This is a genomic window from Lysinibacillus piscis (assembly GCF_026012395.1).
GTDB lineage: Bacteria > Bacillota > Bacilli > Bacillales_A > Planococcaceae > Lysinibacillus > Lysinibacillus piscis.
Genome location: NZ_BRZA01000001.1, coordinates 1,141,281 through 1,156,199, shown reverse-complemented (window position 1 = coordinate 1,156,199; position 14,919 = coordinate 1,141,281). Strand labels below are relative to the sequence as shown.

Here is a 14,919-nt window from a genome sequence, read left to right as displayed (position 1 = left end):
AGAGGATAGAAGCATGTTTTTATCAATATTTGGAGCAGTGGAGCAAGGTGTTATTTATGCCATTATGGCGTTAGGTGTTTATTTAACATTCCGTGTATTAGATTTTCCTGATTTAACGGTTGATGGGAGCTTTGTGACAGGAGCAGCGACAGCCTCAACAATGATTTTACTTGGCTATTCACCGGTTTTAGCAACAGTGATTGCTATTTTAGCAGGCTTTGTAGCGGGTTGTATGACAGGATTTCTTCATACGAAAGGGAAAATTAACCCTTTATTATCAGGTATTTTAATGATGATTGCTTTATATTCAATTAATTTGCGTATTATGGGGCTAACATCGGATAGTGCAATTAGCCGTCCAAATATCCCGTTATTAAACTCTGAGACAATGTTTACAAAATTCCAAGAAGTATGGAGCAATTTAGGCATTGATGGCGCATTAAATAATATGTTACAGAGTATAGGTGTTGCACAGGTACCAGCTACTTGGGGAACATTAATGGTCGTGCTCATGATGACCGTGCTGATTAAAATTGTGACAGACTGGTTTTTAAAAACAGAGGTTGGCCTTGCGATTCGTGCGACAGGTGATAACAAGCGCATGATTCGTAGCTTTTCTGCCAACACAGATACATTGATTATTTTAGGGCTAGGGCTTTCTAATGCACTTGTTGCATTTTCAGGAGCTTTAATTGCTCAGTATTCAAAATTTGCGGATGTTAGTATGGGAATTGGGATGATTGTTATTGGTTTAGCATCTGTGATTATCGGAGAAGCTATTTTTGGCACAAAAACAATTATGCGCACAACGCTGGCGGTTATTGCAGGAGCTATTATTTATCGAATTATTTTAGCGTTGGCGTTACGTGTAGATTTCTTAGATCCAGGAGATATGAAATTAATTACAGCCATTATCGTGATTTTAGCATTGATACTCCCTCAAATCGTAAGCAAAAATAAGGAGCGTAAACGTAAGCAGAAACGTGCGCAATTGCAGGGAGGGAAAGGCATTGCTTAAACTAGATAGCATTAATAAAATTTTTAATGAAGGTACACCTGATGAAAAGATAGCACTTTCACATATTGATTTACATTTAAAGCAGGGCGATTTTGTGACGATTATTGGTAGTAATGGGGCAGGGAAATCAACGATGATGAACATGATTTCGGGTGCGTTAACACCTGATTTTGGTGCCGTAAGAATCGATGGTACTGATGTCACGGGCTTACCTGAATATAAGCGTTCTCATTATATTGGGCGAGTATTCCAAGATCCGATGGCGGGTACAGCGCCAGCAATGACCATTGAAGAAAATTTAGCATTAGCTTATTCTCGCAATAAAAGTCGCGGCTTGCGTATCGGTGTTGATAAAAAACGACGTGCCTTTTTTAAGGAATCATTGGAAATGCTAGGCTTGAATTTAGAAAGTCGCCTCTCCGCAAAAGTGGGTTTATTATCTGGTGGAGAACGTCAGGCATTATCTTTATTAATGGCGACGTTTACTCAGCCATCGATTTTATTGTTAGATGAGCATACAGCTGCACTTGATCCGTCACGTGCAGAGCTAATTACACGCATTACGAAATATTTAGTAGAGAAAGACAATTTAACGACATTAATGGTGACACATAATATGCAACAAGCCTTAGATTTAGGAAATCGCTTAATTATGATGGATAAAGGACAAATCATTTTAGAGGTAGGCGAGGATCGTAAGCATACATTGACGATTCCAGATTTAATGGCAGAATTTGAGCGAATTCGTGGCGAGAAAATGAATTCAGACCGTGCACTACTAGGGTGACACTCATACATTTGTATGGGTGTTTTTTTGTATGTAGATAAATAGCAAAAAAGCCACACTTCGCTAGGGCAAAGTGTGACTGTCTCATTAAACAAGTAAGCCAAATAGTTGCAAATCATTATTTACTTCTTTATATTTGAAGCCGAATTCACTCATACGAGCTAATAGTCCTTCATAATCTTCACGATTGCCAAGCTCAATACCGACAAGAGCAGGACCACTTTCTTTATTATTTTTCTTTGTGTATTCAAATGTCGTAATATCGTCATCTGGACCAAGTACATTTGTTAGGAATGAACGTAATGCACCTGCACGCTGTGGGAAACTAACAATGAAATAGTACAGTAAACCTTCATGGATTAAAGATTTCTCCTTAATTTCCTGCATACGTCCGATATCATTATTGCCGCCACTAATAATAACAACGACTGATTTCCCTTTAATTTCATCCTGATAAAAATCAAGTGCTGCTACAGGTAATGCGCCAGCAGGTTCTGCGATTATCGCATGTTTATTGTATAAATCTAAAATGGTTGTACATACTTTGCCTTCTGGTACAAGTACAATATCATCTAAATAGCGACGGCATACATCATACGTATGGTTGCCAACACACTTTACTGCTGCACCATCCACGAATTTATCAATCCAATCAAGTGCTACGACATTACCCTCCGCAAAGGCTGCTTTCATGCTTCCAGCACCAGCAGGCTCTACACCGATGAGTTGGGTAGAAGGGGAAAGATTTTTCACATAAGCCGAAACGCCTGACATTAGTCCGCCACCACCGATGCTACCGAATACATAGTCAATCGGTTCTTCAATATCATTCATGATTTCGACAGCAACAGTGCCCTGTCCAGCGATGACATCAAAATCATCAAATGGATGGATGAAAATATTGCCATGCTCTTCGCAATAAGTGAAGGCACTTTCCGCAGCATCATCAAATGTATCACCTGATAAAATAATTTCGACATACTCACGTCCGAACATACGCACTTGGTCGATTTTTTGTTTAGGTGTTGTTTGAGGCATAAAAATCTTCGCTTGGATGCTAAGCTGGGCACAGGCATAGGCTACGCCTTGTGCATGATTGCCTGCACTGGCACAAACGACACCAACAGCACGTGCTTCATCCTCGATTTTTTTTATTTTATAATAGGCACCACGCAACTTGAAGGAGCGTACATGCTGTAAGTCCTCACGCTTAAAGTAAATAGTAGCTCCATATTTCTCAGATAGATAGTCGTTTTTTTGGAGCGGTGTATGCACGACCACATCTTTTAAAAAATGGTGTGCAATTAAAATATTTTCGATTTGCACCGTTTTAGTATCAGTAACTTCCATAACATTCATCCTCCATTTTACGATTTCTATATGATAACACATTTTAGTAACCATATGGTATTAATTTTTAGTAAATTCTAAATTTTTGGTGAACAATTATCGATGTATGCGATTTCATTTCATAAACGTAAAAAAGCGACCCTTTTTTAAAAGAGTCGCGCATTGATTATTTGGCAAAATGGTCAGGATTCACGATGTAAAAACGTTCAAAATTCAGCCAGCTTTCACTTAACGGTTCACCGTCATCAGCACGTTTTTCAGCTTCCTGTATCATCCAGCCTGTTTGAGAAGCATGGGCTTTAATTGTTTGGATTTTATCAGCTTTCATTTCACTAATATTCACCATAACATGCGGTTCACCTAGTTTTTCAAGTGTATCATTGGCGAACGCACAGCCATAAACTTCTGGACGCTCAGCTTGAGGGATACGACGTACAGCTTCTACTACGGCACGTGCTGTTGCTTCATGGTCGGGATGGACAGCGAAGCCAGGATAAAATGTAAAAATCAATGAAGGATTTAACTCGGCAATCAAATCAGCCATCACATTGACCATTTTTTCATCATCTTCAAACTCAACTGTTTTATCACGGAAACCAAGCATACGTAAATCTTCAATTCCCATTGCAGCGGCAGCAGCTTGTAACTCCTTGCGTCGAATTTCTGGCAAAGATTCACGTGTAGCAAAAGGTGGGTTTCCAAGGTTACGCCCCATTTCACCTAATGTTAAACATGCATATGTAACAGGTGTATTCATTTTTTTTCTATAGTAAGAAATCGTTCCAGCTACTGAAAAAGCCTCATCATCTGGGTGTGGGTAAACTATTAAAATCTGACGTTGTGGTTGTAAGTTCAACATGTCGTCCCCCTTAGTAAGTAAAAGGCGTTTCACTGATTTCAAGTGCAACTGCCAATTTCCCTGAGTAATCTAATCCAGCCATTAAAATACGACCGAACTCATCTAATTCATAGTGTGTGATTCCTTGGGCATATACCCAGCCATGAGGCATTTTTAAGCCAACACGGTATTGTTCAGTGCCTACTACTTTCGCATGCTCATAGCTAATTTTAGCATTGCGAATAAAAGCACCTGCGTTGAAAAATTTCTCATCATAGTGTGCGGCATAAGAGCCATTTGTCGTCTCAAGATGTATATAAACGTCTTTGCCTGCAAAAGAATTCAATAGTGTTTGCAATGTTTCTGCGTGTACTTCCTGCATAATAGAGCTCCTTTCAAGGATGTTTCCTTTTAGTTAGTATAGTAAAAAATAATAGTAAAGGGAAACATATAGAACTGCCGTTGAAAAAACCGTAATTCTTGATGGCTTGCTTCATACAAGAATTACGGTTTTCTTAATTGCTTTTCAATTGTACTAAGTCGATTATTCATCGTTTCTAGTTGTTTTGCCATTTGCTTTAAATAAACATTTTGATCCTGTTCCACTTCCTCTGCCTCTTGGAAAGCTAAAATGGCGGCGAGCGTGGATAATGAATAACCAAGTGTTAATACAATAGAAGAAATCACCTCAATTTTAGCTGCTGTTAGTTCTTCACCCTTCTTTTTTGTCATAAGCTCTCCCTCCGATATAGCTAATATATGTATGAAAGAGCTAGAAATATGCGAAAAGGTCGACTGGAAACACCAATCGACCTTTCAATAGATTAGATTTCTGTAACAGTCACTGCTGGTGCGCCAAAACGAGATTTGGCACCATGCATCACAGGCCCTACATACTCATTTAATGCCCAGCCGTGTGCAATCGCAGCCGAAACGAATTCTTTCGCTTCTACAACCGCTTCTTTTACAGTCAAGCCATTTGCGAGGTTTGCTGTGACAGAGGCAGCGAACGTACAGCCTGCACCATGATTATAGGTAGAAGCTACTTTATCAGCCTCTAATAAATAGAATTTTTCACCATCAAAGAAAAGATCAGTCGCTTTTTCGGTAGCGAGTGCTTTGCCGCCTTTAATGACAACTGCTTTTGCACCTAGTTCATGAATTTTATGTGCGGCAGCTTTCATTTCTTCGATTGTTTTTGGTGTACCTGTGCCAGCTAATTGACCTGCTTCAAAAAGATTTGGCGTTGTCACGGCTGCAAAGGGTAGTAAGTATTGAATCATCGCATCCGTATTGCCTGGGTTTAACACCTCATCCTCACCTTTACATACCATAACAGGGTCAATTACAACATTAGCTGTACCTGATTTGGCAATGGCATCTCCTGCGATACGAATGATTTCCTCTGTTGATAACATTCCTGTTTTAATTGCATCAATACCTGTTGATAAAGCGGTATCGATTTGTTTTTGTAAAAGTTCCGTTGGTAGTGGTGTTACACTATGTGACCAGCCGTTTGGATCCATTGTTACTACAACTGTTAAGGCGACCATCCCATATGTACCATGTTCTTGGAATGTTTTTAAGTCAGCTTGCATACCTGCGCCACCAGATGTATCAGAACCAGCTATTGTTAATGTTTTTTTAAGCGTCATAATGAAAATTCTCCTTTATAACAAAATTTCTTTTCATATTAGTATAGGCTTAGTCTGATTATATAGAAATGGTCAGAAATGTATATTTTCATAGGGCCAGATAGCGATAGTGCTTGAATTTGCTACTATTTTTTTGTACCGTTAAGAAGAGAAAGGGGTTAGATGTGATGAAACAAGTATTCCCGAATGATTGGCAAACAATACTAGCTGATGAATTAGCACAACCATATTATCAACAGTTACGGCAATTTATCGCACATGAATATTCAACACAAACCATTTACCCACCGATGTCTGATGTGATGAATGCCTTTTATACAACAGCCTATAAAGATGTGAAGGTTGTAATTTTAGGACAAGATCCTTACCATGGACCGAATCAGGCACATGGCTTAAGTTTTTCAGTAAAGCAAGGTGTACCGCATCCGCCAAGCTTGCGCAATATGTTACAGGAGTTACAGGATGATGTAGGTTGTCCAATTCCGAAAGATGGCACGTTGACAAAATGGGCACAGCAGGGCGTAATGATGTTAAACACGGTGTTAACGGTGCGTGCAGGACAAGCACATTCACATAAAGATAGAGGATGGGAGCATTTTACGGATGCAGTGATTGATAAACTAGCTGCAAGGGATAAACCGATGATTTTTGTATTATGGGGACGACCAGCACAGCAGAAAAAAGCATTAATTCGTCGCTATCCAACAGCCCATCTTATTTTAGAATCACCGCATCCAAGCCCATTGAGTGCATTTCGAGGATTTTTTGGTAGTAAGCCATATTCAAAAATTAATGCACAATTACAGGCTTGGGGTGATGAACCGATTGACTGGTGCTTAGAGTGAGGGGATGTCATGCAAATTAATTGTTTTAAATGTCAGTATTTCAAAATAACTTGGGACCCACAGTTACCACGTGCTTGTGCAGCATATGGTTTTAAGACAAAGCAAATTCCTTCCATTGTAGTGAAACAATCTTCAGGGACAGATTGTTTGAAATTTGTTCCAAAAGCAGAAAGTGAGCGAAAATCATGATTTCTTATCAAGCCATTATGCAGCAGCTTGAAAAACAATTAGTGAGTGTTAAGCATACAAGCAATGAACAGCAAATTCGAGAAGCATTTATAGCCATTCGTGCGCTTTGTGATGTTGTATTAGATGGACAAGGCGAGACACAGCCAAAGTCACAACATATACCACAAATGCTAGTATCAGAGCCAGTTACGTTCAACACAGTAAAAGTAACAGAGGAAGATGGAGCAAACGGGGATTCCATTTTTGATTTTTAAGTATAGGAGATTATAATAGATGAAAAAATTTATCATAACAGGTGCACTTCATGGTTTGATAGCAGTAGCACTTGGTGCATTCGGTGCACATGCTTTAAAGGAAACATTGGATGCGTATAGTCAAGGTATTTGGGAGACAGCGGTGCAATATCAAATGTTCCATGCGACAGGTCTACTAGTGATTGGTTTATTAATGAGCACGAAGCTATTAGGCAATGTCAAGCAATTAAATATAGCAGGTATTTGCTTTAATGCAGGCATTATTTTCTTTTCAGGTAGTTTATATGTATTAGCTGTGAGTGGCATTAAAGTGTTAGGTGCTATTACACCAATCGGAGGCGTGTTATTTTTAGCTGGTTGGCTGTGCATCATGATTGCTGCATGGAAATACGCACGTTAATAGAAGGGGATATCGTATGGAAAAATTATTTTCTTTCATTGAGCAAGGTTTTCAGGAAATGGTGAATATTCGTCGTTACTTGCATCAACATCCAGAGCTGTCGTTTGAAGAGGTACAAACGCCTGCCTATATTGCTGCATTTCATAGAGCGTTAGGTCATGAGGTGCGAGAGCATGTGGGTGAGCGTGGTGTTGTGGCTGTATTACGTGGCGGGAAACAAGGCAAAACGGTAGCTTTACGAGCGGACTTTGATGCCTTAGCCATTCAAGAGGAAAATGATGTACCATATAAATCACAAGAGGATGGCAAAATGCATGCTTGTGGACATGATGGGCATACAGCAACACTATTGGGGCTTGCGAGAGCATTCAATACGATGAAAGAGGATATTGCAGGAAATATTGTCTTTATTCATCAACATGCAGAGGAGCTCGCACCAGGTGGGGCAAAGGCAATGATTGAGGATGGTTGCTTAGAGGGTGTAGACGTTATTTTTGGTACACATCTATGGGCGCCAACACCATTAGGGAAAATTTTGGTAAGAGATGGTGCAATCATGGCAGCGGCTGATAGGGTAGAAATCACCATCCATGGTAAAGGGGGGCATGGTGCGGAGCCACATCATTCCATTGATGCGGTGGTACTGGCTGCGCAATTTATTGTCAATGCACAACAGCTAGTAGCTAGACGAGTAGATCCATTAAAATCAGCCGTTATATCTTTTGGACATTTTGAAGCGATTAATCCGTTTAATGTCATTGCAGAGCGAGCTACATTATTAGGCACTGTGCGTACATTTGATGAGTCCATACGTAACCAACTTGAGAAGGAACTAGCAGCGGTATTACAGGCGAACTGTATGGCATTTGGTGCTAGCTTTGATTATCGATATGTCAGAGGTTATCCACCTGTATACAATCATAAAAAAGAGACAGATTTTGTTGCACAACTAGCTGTAGATGTACCAGGTGTTAGCGATGTAATCACATGTCCACCTATGATGATTGGTGAGGATTTTGCGTACTATCTCGAAAAAGTACCAGGGACATTTTTCTTTACAGGGGCGAAAAACCCAGCGTGGGAGATGGCTTACCCGCATCATCATCCACGCTTCGATTTTGATGAGCGAGCAATGGTCATTGCAGCCAAATTATTAGGTAAGGCAACATGGCACTATTTACAGGATAATCAATAATAGCAAGAGGCTATCTGGATACGATATCTAGATAGCCTCTTGCTATTGGAAAATGAACATTTACTAGAGGAGTTCGAGAAAATCCAGACGCAATTACGCTAGGGCATAATTGATCGGTCGATTGCTTATCATTACCAAAAGCCTTTGTCTGTTATTAACATCATCTTACGGATTTTGATTGAAATAGGACATTTCTTCATCATATTCAGCAAAGTCGAAGTAAATCATAGGGAAAAGGAAGCGGTGATTGGATTTGAGCTCACGGATAATGACATGGTCTCGTCCAGCAGCCTCTACAACCCCCCGTACTGTGACGGTATTTTTACCTTGTTCTACAGCATGTTCAAATGAAAAATGAAATGTTCCTGGCTTACCTCGATTTAAACGTAAAATATTTTCGATGTACGACTCCTCACGCCCAGGCGGTCGGCTACTTGGCAAAGCGACCTGTGGTGGCATCATTTGTTGTTGCGTTGTCGGTGTCCAATAATAAGGCATCATTCCTAATCAACCTTCTTTCCTTTAAATTTGTGGGCAATCCTCTTCAGTTGGAGCAAAAAAGCAATGTGCTTTGTAACGACCTGTATTCCATTGTCCATACCATTGTGCAGGACAGTTACCCTCAGGTCTAAAAAACCATAAAGCACGTGTGGCTGGATGGAATACTTCACCTTGAATAATTCGTTTCGCTAAGCGAATATCTTGCTCACGAGCACGTTGATAAAAATAGCTTTGTGTTGTTGCCTCAAAGCCACCTGGATTTTGGAAAACCATTTGCTCAATCGTACGAATATCACCAAAATCTAAGCAATTCGCTCGTACACGATTGACGCCCACATTGCCAACCATCAGCATCCCTAGCTCACCATCACCCTCTGCTTCAGCACGCATGAGCCTTGCGAGCAAAGCAGTTTGTGCATCAGTTGTTTTAATAACAGCGATTGTCATTCCTCCTCGCCAACAGTATATGCGGGGAGACGTTCAAAAAAGAAGTTAAGGCATGTAAAAAGCGAGTCCATTTTACTGGACTCGCTCTCATCATTATTAGATAGCTAAAAGTTTTACTAGCTTTTCTTGGTCAAGTAGGTTACCTACGAAAAACGCACCAAATTCACCGTAACGTGCAGACACTTCGTCAAAACGCATTTCATACACTAATTTCTTAAATTGTAACACATCATCTGCAAATAATGTCACGCCCCATTCGTGGTTGTCAAAGCCAACAGAGCCTGTAATAATTTGTTTTACTTTCCCTGCATAACTACGTCCAATCATACCGTGTGAGCGCATTAATGATTTACGTTCATCCATTGATAGCATATACCAATTGTCATTACCTTCACGACGCTTGTCCATTGGATAGAAGCACACATATTGAGAACGTGGAAGTTCAGGATATAGGCGAGCTCGTACATGTGGATTTTGGTATGGGTCTTCATTGGACTCACCAGCTAAATAATTAGAAAGTTCTACAACCGATACATATGAATAAGCAGGAATCGTGAAATCAGCGATTGCTAGTTTATTGAAATCAGCTTCAAGCTCTTGTAGCTCGTCCATTGTTTCACGCAATGTCATCAACATAAAATCAGCTTTTTGCCCAACAATTGCATAAAAAGCATGTGCCCCTGTTTTAGCCACATCAGCTGTATTTAATTTTTCTAAATAAGTAATAAATTCCTCTACCGCAGCTTGTCGCTCCTCTGCAGAAACAAGTTTCCAAGAAGCCCAGTCGATTGAGCGGAAATCATGTAAAGCGTACCAACCATCTAATGTAATTGCAGCTTCGTTCATCCGTAAAACACTCCTTTGTAATAATGACTTATCGTTATTTAGTGTATCATAATTTTATTGGAAATCCTTATCAATACATAAGGCTGTCACCAATTTGACACCTTCTACAGATGATGTATGCTAAAGAGAGTGAGGTGTATAAACTATGTTACAACAACCAATTTGGCGTTTTTATGACCAATCCAATAGTGCAAAAAATCGTTCACCATTAGAATCCTTTGCGACAGACGATACATTATGTCAGCTAGTAGGGCAACAATTATCACCACCAACAATCCGCACATGGGTGCATGATGCCGCTGTAGTACTGGGAATTCAAGATCATCGTTTACCATATGTACAAGAGGGGATGGCATTGCTTGAAAAGCGTGGCTATCAACCGATTGTGCGCAATTCAGGTGGACTAGCTGTTGTTTTAGATGCTGGTGTATTAAATATATCCGTTGTGTTATCAGAACAAACGACACCCCTAAGCATTAACGATGGCTATGAGGTGATGGTGGCACTTGTGAAAGGGTTATTTCCAGAAGCTGCACATCAAATGGAAGCCTATGAAATTGTAGGTTCGTATTGTCCAGGCTCCTATGATTTAAGCATTAATGGGAAAAAATTTGCAGGTATTTCACAAAGACGTTTACGCCAAGGTGTAGCGGTGCAAGTTTATTTATGTGTTGAAGGCAGTGGTGCAGAAAGAGCCACCTTGATTCGAGATTTTTATGAGGAAAGCCTACAGGGAGAAACGACGAAATTTGTTTATCCAACGATTGTGCCAGAGGTAATGGCTTCCTTAAGTGAATTATTGGCTGTTGAATTAACTGTAGAGGCAGTGGTAATTCGTTTGCAAAAACTTTTGCATCGCCTAACAGAGGATATTCGTGTGCAATCTTTTCATGATGATGAACTAACACTTTATGGGTTTTATTTGCAACGCATTTTCGAGCGAAATGCGAAAATGCTAGATAAAAATGATGATAGGACAAACGCATGACGATTAACATGCGTTTGTCCTAAAAAGTGATATCGCTAACTAAGCACATCGCCATTTTCTGATTGATAAGTAGCATTGCTGACTACAAGATTTCCGTTTTTTTCCATTTTAAAAACAGGGGCTACACGTTCTTCCTCTTCATCCAATGTGACAAGTCGGCGTGCACGATTCATAATTTGAACGAACTGCTCGTAGTCTTTGCGAATTGCTCTATTTTCTTCCTCGAGCTGTGCAATGGTTTTTTCTAGCTTTTTATTTTTTTCAGAGGTTACATGGACAAGTTGTCGCCATTTCGCAGATTCATTGCCAACTTCACCACTATTTTGTAAGCGTAGTAAATAGGCGATGACAATATCAAGTGATAAAGCAGATAGCGAAATGGCTTTACCGTCTGTGTTACCATTGAAGGTAATCATGCTTGTACTACGGCGTCTTAATGGTGCCCCTAACACTCGCATTCTTTCTTTTCTCTCTTTTTTCGCAGTTGCCAATTGTTCCTCGTATTCTTTACGTACAACGGCATTCCAGCGAAAACCACAGGCAGCGGCAGTGCGATTCAATGCATCACCAGCTTCCTCAAAGGCATTTAACTGTGTGCTACCTTCTGTCACATGGCGAATAACAGCCTCAGCCAACAATTCATCGTTTTCTTTTAACCAAGCATCCTGTCTTGTTTTACTCATAGTAAATTCCTCCCACCTTTATCTTGAATGAAGCAAAACGATTGTTGCTTCAATAGTTATTCAGATTAATTCATTCTCTGAATATTGGTACTCCTAGCTTGACCAATCTTGTAACCTTTTATTCACCCATCTGGGAAGAATTATGCTTGAATACAAGGTGGAAAGTACGATACAATACCCGATGTAGATTTGTGTGCATTCTACATACTTAACTATGTGACAGTAATGTACTCAATGAAAGGTTGAAAGAAAATTTATAATAGAAAGGGTTGTTGACAAAATGGCAAACGAATTTAAAGTTTGCGATGAATGTCAGGCCGTTAACTTAAAAACGTTAATTCCAAAATTAAAGGAAATCGATCCTGATGCAACCATCGAAATTGGCTGTCATTCTTATTGTGGTCCTGGACGTAAAAAAACATTTACCTTTGTGAATAGCAGACCTGTTGCAGCATTAACAGAGGACGAATTGATGGAAAAAGTGTTAGCCAAATTAAAAAAATAACAAACAAATGCTATCTTCAGTGAGTGAAGGTAGCATTTTTGTTTTGTATGACAATACTATCATTTATTGTTTTTTATAGCAGGAAAAAGGTATGCTAGTGTTAGAGGAATAACATAGAAGATGGAGGTGTTAGTGTATGACGAGTTATGCAACAGCGAAATTACAAGAGGAAAAGGTATTTAAAGATCCTGTACATCGCTATGTTCATGTACGAGATCAAGCGATTTGGGATTTGATAGGAACAAAAGAATTTCAGCGCTTACGACGAATACGCCAATTAGGAACAACATACTTAGTATTTCACGGTGCAGAGCATAGTCGTTTTAATCATTCGTTGGGCGTTTATGAAATAGTAAGACGCATTATTGATGATGTTTTTGCAGGTCGATCCGAGTGGGATGAGCAAGAACGATTACTTGTTCTATGCTCAGCATTACTACATGATTTAGGACACGGACCATTTTCACATGCATTTGAAAATGTATTTGCAACAGACCATGAGGAATATACACGTGCGATTTTGCTAGGGAATACAGAAGTAAATACGGTATTACAGCGTGTTGCCCCAGATTTTCCTGAAAAAGTAGCACAGGTCATTGAAAAAACATATGCGAATAAACAGGTGGTAAGCTTAATTTCAAGCCAAATTGATGCAGACCGTATGGATTATCTACAGCGAGATGCGTATTATACAGGTGTCAGCTATGGTCATTTTGATATGGAACGAATATTGCGTGTCATGCGGCCACGTGCCAATCAAGTTGTCATTAAGGAAAGTGGGATGCATGCAGTAGAGGACTACATCATGTCACGCTACCAAATGTATTTACAAATATACTTCCATCCTGTTTCACGTAGTGCAGAAGTGATTTTAAATAATATATTAAAGCGCGTAAAAGCATTGAGTGAAGAAGATTATTGGTTTAAACATGCTCCTATTCACTTTAAGCCATTTTTTAGAAATCAAATCACATTGGACGATTATCTTGCATTAGATGAAAGTGTGATGTTGACGTATATTCAATTTTGGATGCAGGAAGAGGATGTTATTTTGCGTGATTTAAGTAGTCGCTTTATTAATCGCAAACTATTTGGCTATATCAACATGAACCCGCAAAAAGAGCCACAACGTTTTGAACGGTTACAGCAATTATTTAATCAAATGGGTTTAGATGCGACCTATTATGTTGTACATGACTCTACTTCGGATTTGCCATATGATTTATATCAACCAGGAGCAGCAATGGAAAAGCTTCCTATCATGTTGCAAATGTCCAATGGTGAAGTACGAGAGCTGTCACAAGAAAGTTCCTTAGTCGATGCCATTGCAGGGCGTTTGAAAACAGACCATAAAGTGTACTTTCCAGAAGAGGTGCTGACAGATAGTGAAGTAGATAAGGGTGTTAGAGAAGAGTTAATAGGGCTTATACATCATTGCAGTTAAAAACATAGGGTGAAAGGGATTCTGTTTAGATGGAATCCTTTTTTTACGGTGATTTTTGGAGGTTTCCTTTTTTAGCAATAGCGTCTTATCTGATGCATTATATTTATGATTGCTAATTAATAGAAAGGGATAATGAAATTTTATTAATATATCAAAAAAATATCATATTAAAATGCATTAATTAGACTATTTTCCTTTGAAAAGGATTTTTCCTTTTGAAGGTTTATAACTACTCAAATTATATTAATTTAACCGATGAGTATATTAGTGAACAAATAGTGTGACTATATACATAATTTTGCTTTTAAAAAATGGATAAAGGAAAAATTATAAGGACATATAGCTTGTTAAATTGTAAAATATATCAATTTTAATTCTATTAATTTTTGTTTTAAAGTAAAAAAATCAATTAGCTTTAATGAATAAAGGGCTATTTATGACAGCCCTTATTCCAATTGTTTTTATAGCTTTAAATGGCATACTGAAGTCTTTTGGTGTGGTAAATAGAACTATTGATTGACCTCTGTAAAATGCTACTTAGGTATATCATGGCTTCTTTGGTTGTTCTGCTTTATGTTAATAACTATCATTTTCTTTCCTTGATAGTAGTTTTTGTTGAGTATTTAATAATTCTTTTGCCATCGTTAGTAAATATTGTTGTGTTTCGGGATTTAGGCTATCAAAAATTTTAATAAGTTCATTTTCATATAGAGAAGAATTAAACATCTCTCCTTCCCCTGTGCGTAGCCATGCTTCATTAATATTAAAAGTGGCACAAATTATTTTAATATGTTTGTCGCTAAATGTACGCTTCCCCACTTCAATCATAGCAAGAGTAGATTGCCCCAAACCCAAATGTTGTGCAAATTCTGCTTGATTCATATTTAAAGCATTTCGTATTTCTTTTATTCGGCTATACAAATTAGTTCACCTCATTTCTATGTAATTATAATTTATCACAAATAAAATATACA

At 38.8% G+C, this 14,919-nt stretch carries 20 protein-coding genes; 10 read left to right on the top strand and 10 right to left on the bottom strand.

Features of this window, described 5'->3' with window-relative positions; genetic code table 11:
* Positions 1 to 13: 13 nt before the first annotated feature.
* A complete protein-coding gene (locus OPF91_RS05625; protein ID WP_264987711.1) occupies positions 14 to 1,018 on the top strand; it encodes an ABC transporter permease in 1,005 nt (334 codons plus the stop codon).
* Complete coding sequence (locus OPF91_RS05620; RefSeq protein WP_264987710.1) at positions 1,011 to 1,805, top strand: ABC transporter ATP-binding protein; 795 nt, start codon at positions 1,011 to 1,013, stop codon at positions 1,803 to 1,805. Before OPF91_RS05625 ends, OPF91_RS05620 begins: the two co-directional genes overlap by 8 nt.
* Before the next feature lie 87 nt (positions 1,806 to 1,892).
* On the opposite strand, the gene ilvA is transcribed toward OPF91_RS05620, so the two are convergent.
* The 5 genes from ilvA to thiD form a co-directional block, all read right to left on the bottom strand.
* A complete protein-coding gene (gene ilvA / locus OPF91_RS05615) occupies positions 1,893 to 3,155 on the bottom strand; it encodes a threonine ammonia-lyase IlvA (RefSeq protein ID WP_264987709.1) in 1,263 nt (420 codons plus the stop codon).
* Between the two features lie 166 nt (positions 3,156 to 3,321).
* Positions 3,322 to 4,011: a bacillithiol biosynthesis deacetylase BshB2 gene (bshB2, locus tag OPF91_RS05610; RefSeq protein WP_264987881.1), complete on the bottom strand. Its 690-nt coding sequence runs from the start codon at positions 4,009 to 4,011 to the stop codon at positions 3,322 to 3,324.
* 13 nt (positions 4,012 to 4,024) lie between these two features.
* Positions 4,025 to 4,375 (bottom strand): YojF family protein, encoded by a 351-nt coding sequence (locus tag OPF91_RS05605; RefSeq protein WP_264987708.1) that lies wholly within the window; start codon positions 4,373 to 4,375, stop codon positions 4,025 to 4,027.
* A gap of 122 nt (positions 4,376 to 4,497) precedes the next feature.
* Complete coding sequence (locus tag OPF91_RS05600; RefSeq protein WP_264987707.1) at positions 4,498 to 4,725, bottom strand: hypothetical protein; 228 nt, start codon at positions 4,723 to 4,725, stop codon at positions 4,498 to 4,500.
* A 92-nt stretch (positions 4,726 to 4,817) separates the two neighbouring features.
* Positions 4,818 to 5,648, bottom strand: coding sequence for a bifunctional hydroxymethylpyrimidine kinase/phosphomethylpyrimidine kinase (thiD, locus tag OPF91_RS05595; protein WP_264987706.1), 831 nt, complete (start codon positions 5,646 to 5,648; stop codon positions 4,818 to 4,820).
* Between the two features lie 167 nt (positions 5,649 to 5,815).
* On the opposite strand from thiD, the gene OPF91_RS05590 reads away from it, so the two are divergent.
* The 5 genes from OPF91_RS05590 to OPF91_RS05570 are packed head-to-tail and all read left to right on the top strand — an operon-like array spanning position 5,816 to position 8,531.
* Complete coding sequence (locus OPF91_RS05590; protein WP_264987705.1) at positions 5,816 to 6,493, top strand: uracil-DNA glycosylase; 678 nt, start codon at positions 5,816 to 5,818, stop codon at positions 6,491 to 6,493.
* A gap of 9 nt (positions 6,494 to 6,502) precedes the next feature.
* Positions 6,503 to 6,682, top strand: coding sequence for a uracil-DNA glycosylase (locus tag OPF91_RS05585; RefSeq protein ID WP_264987704.1), 180 nt, complete (start codon positions 6,503 to 6,505; stop codon positions 6,680 to 6,682).
* Positions 6,679 to 6,936 (top strand): YwdI family protein, encoded by a 258-nt coding sequence (locus OPF91_RS05580; RefSeq protein WP_264987703.1) that lies wholly within the window; start codon positions 6,679 to 6,681, stop codon positions 6,934 to 6,936. Before OPF91_RS05585 ends, OPF91_RS05580 begins: the two co-directional genes overlap by 4 nt.
* A 19-nt stretch (positions 6,937 to 6,955) precedes the next feature.
* Entirely contained in the window at positions 6,956 to 7,336 is a 381-nt protein-coding gene (locus OPF91_RS05575; RefSeq protein ID WP_264987702.1) for a DUF423 domain-containing protein, read from the top strand.
* Positions 7,337 to 7,352: 16 nt separating this feature from the next.
* Positions 7,353 to 8,531 carry a M20 family metallopeptidase gene (locus OPF91_RS05570; RefSeq protein ID WP_264987701.1) on the top strand — a complete coding sequence of 393 codons (1,179 nt, stop codon included), beginning with the start codon at positions 7,353 to 7,355 and terminating at the stop codon, positions 8,529 to 8,531.
* Positions 8,532 to 8,696: 165 nt separating this feature from the next.
* Here OPF91_RS05570 and gerQ read toward each other — a convergent pair whose 3' ends face one another.
* The 3 genes from gerQ to hemQ all read right to left on the bottom strand — a co-directional run bounded on the left by gerQ (position 8,697) and on the right by hemQ (position 10,325).
* The gene (gerQ, locus tag OPF91_RS05565) at positions 8,697 to 9,032 is read right to left on the bottom strand and encodes a spore coat protein GerQ (protein ID WP_264987700.1); all 336 of its coding nucleotides are present in this window, start codon (positions 9,030 to 9,032) and stop codon (positions 8,697 to 8,699) included.
* Between the two features lie 21 nt (positions 9,033 to 9,053).
* Positions 9,054 to 9,479 carry a cell wall hydrolase gene (locus OPF91_RS05560; RefSeq protein WP_264987699.1) on the bottom strand — a complete coding sequence of 142 codons (426 nt, stop codon included), beginning with the start codon at positions 9,477 to 9,479 and terminating at the stop codon, positions 9,054 to 9,056.
* A 96-nt stretch (positions 9,480 to 9,575) separates the two neighbouring features.
* Positions 9,576 to 10,325 (bottom strand): hydrogen peroxide-dependent heme synthase, encoded by a 750-nt coding sequence (gene hemQ, locus OPF91_RS05555; protein WP_264987698.1) that lies wholly within the window; start codon positions 10,323 to 10,325, stop codon positions 9,576 to 9,578.
* 145 nt (positions 10,326 to 10,470) lie between these two features.
* Here hemQ and lipL point away from each other — a divergent pair, with 145 nt between their 5' ends.
* Entirely contained in the window at positions 10,471 to 11,313 is an 843-nt protein-coding gene (lipL, locus tag OPF91_RS05550; protein ID WP_264987697.1) for an octanoyl-[GcvH]:protein N-octanoyltransferase, read from the top strand.
* A gap of 35 nt (positions 11,314 to 11,348) precedes the next feature.
* Here the strand turns inward: lipL and OPF91_RS05545 are convergent, their stop codons facing one another.
* On the bottom strand, positions 11,349 to 11,996 hold the full coding sequence (locus OPF91_RS05545; RefSeq protein ID WP_264987696.1) for an RsfA family transcriptional regulator: 648 nt from the start codon (positions 11,994 to 11,996) through the stop codon (positions 11,349 to 11,351).
* A 280-nt stretch (positions 11,997 to 12,276) separates the two neighbouring features.
* Between OPF91_RS05545 and OPF91_RS05540 the strand changes: the two genes are divergently transcribed.
* Both OPF91_RS05540 and OPF91_RS05535 read left to right on the top strand, forming a co-directional pair.
* Positions 12,277 to 12,501 carry a YuzB family protein gene (locus OPF91_RS05540; protein WP_004227652.1) on the top strand — a complete coding sequence of 75 codons (225 nt, stop codon included), beginning with the start codon at positions 12,277 to 12,279 and terminating at the stop codon, positions 12,499 to 12,501.
* A 136-nt stretch (positions 12,502 to 12,637) separates the two neighbouring features.
* Entirely contained in the window at positions 12,638 to 13,945 is a 1,308-nt protein-coding gene (locus OPF91_RS05535) for an HD domain-containing protein (protein WP_264987695.1), read from the top strand.
* A gap of 576 nt (positions 13,946 to 14,521) precedes the next feature.
* On the opposite strand, the gene OPF91_RS05530 is transcribed toward OPF91_RS05535, so the two are convergent.
* Positions 14,522 to 14,866 (bottom strand): helix-turn-helix domain-containing protein, encoded by a 345-nt coding sequence (locus OPF91_RS05530; RefSeq protein ID WP_264987694.1) that lies wholly within the window; start codon positions 14,864 to 14,866, stop codon positions 14,522 to 14,524.
* Between the last annotated feature and the right edge of the window lie 53 nt (positions 14,867 to 14,919).

Bases quoted from the DNA above. Each gene is read 5' to 3' on its own strand.
- gerQ (WP_264987700.1), bottom strand. From the start codon at position 9,032: ATGATGCCTTATTATTGGACACCGACAACGCAACAACAAATGATGCCA.
- OPF91_RS05575 (WP_264987702.1), top strand. From the start codon at position 6,956: ATGAAAAAATTTATCATAACAGGTGCACTTCATGGTTTGATAGCAGTA.
- OPF91_RS05600 (WP_264987707.1), bottom strand. From the start codon at position 4,725: ATGACAAAAAAGAAGGGTGAAGAACTAACAGCAGCTAAAATTGAGGTG.
- OPF91_RS05535 (WP_264987695.1), top strand. From the start codon at position 12,638: ATGACGAGTTATGCAACAGCGAAATTACAAGAGGAAAAGGTATTTAAA.
- OPF91_RS05585 (WP_264987704.1), top strand. From the start codon at position 6,503: ATGCAAATTAATTGTTTTAAATGTCAGTATTTCAAAATAACTTGGGAC.
- ilvA (WP_264987709.1), bottom strand. From the start codon at position 3,155: ATGGAAGTTACTGATACTAAAACGGTGCAAATCGAAAATATTTTAATT.
- OPF91_RS05625 (WP_264987711.1), top strand. From the start codon at position 14: ATGTTTTTATCAATATTTGGAGCAGTGGAGCAAGGTGTTATTTATGCC.
- lipL (WP_264987697.1), top strand. From the start codon at position 10,471: ATGTTACAACAACCAATTTGGCGTTTTTATGACCAATCCAATAGTGCA.
- OPF91_RS05605 (WP_264987708.1), bottom strand. From the start codon at position 4,375: ATGCAGGAAGTACACGCAGAAACATTGCAAACACTATTGAATTCTTTT.
- OPF91_RS05580 (WP_264987703.1), top strand. From the start codon at position 6,679: ATGATTTCTTATCAAGCCATTATGCAGCAGCTTGAAAAACAATTAGTG.
- OPF91_RS05590 (WP_264987705.1), top strand. From the start codon at position 5,816: ATGAAACAAGTATTCCCGAATGATTGGCAAACAATACTAGCTGATGAA.
- OPF91_RS05560 (WP_264987699.1), bottom strand. From the start codon at position 9,479: ATGACAATCGCTGTTATTAAAACAACTGATGCACAAACTGCTTTGCTC.
- thiD (WP_264987706.1), bottom strand. From the start codon at position 5,648: ATGACGCTTAAAAAAACATTAACAATAGCTGGTTCTGATACATCTGGT.
- OPF91_RS05540 (WP_004227652.1), top strand. From the start codon at position 12,277: ATGGCAAACGAATTTAAAGTTTGCGATGAATGTCAGGCCGTTAACTTA.
- hemQ (WP_264987698.1), bottom strand. From the start codon at position 10,325: ATGAACGAAGCTGCAATTACATTAGATGGTTGGTACGCTTTACATGAT.
- OPF91_RS05545 (WP_264987696.1), bottom strand. From the start codon at position 11,996: ATGAGTAAAACAAGACAGGATGCTTGGTTAAAAGAAAACGATGAATTG.
- OPF91_RS05570 (WP_264987701.1), top strand. From the start codon at position 7,353: ATGGAAAAATTATTTTCTTTCATTGAGCAAGGTTTTCAGGAAATGGTG.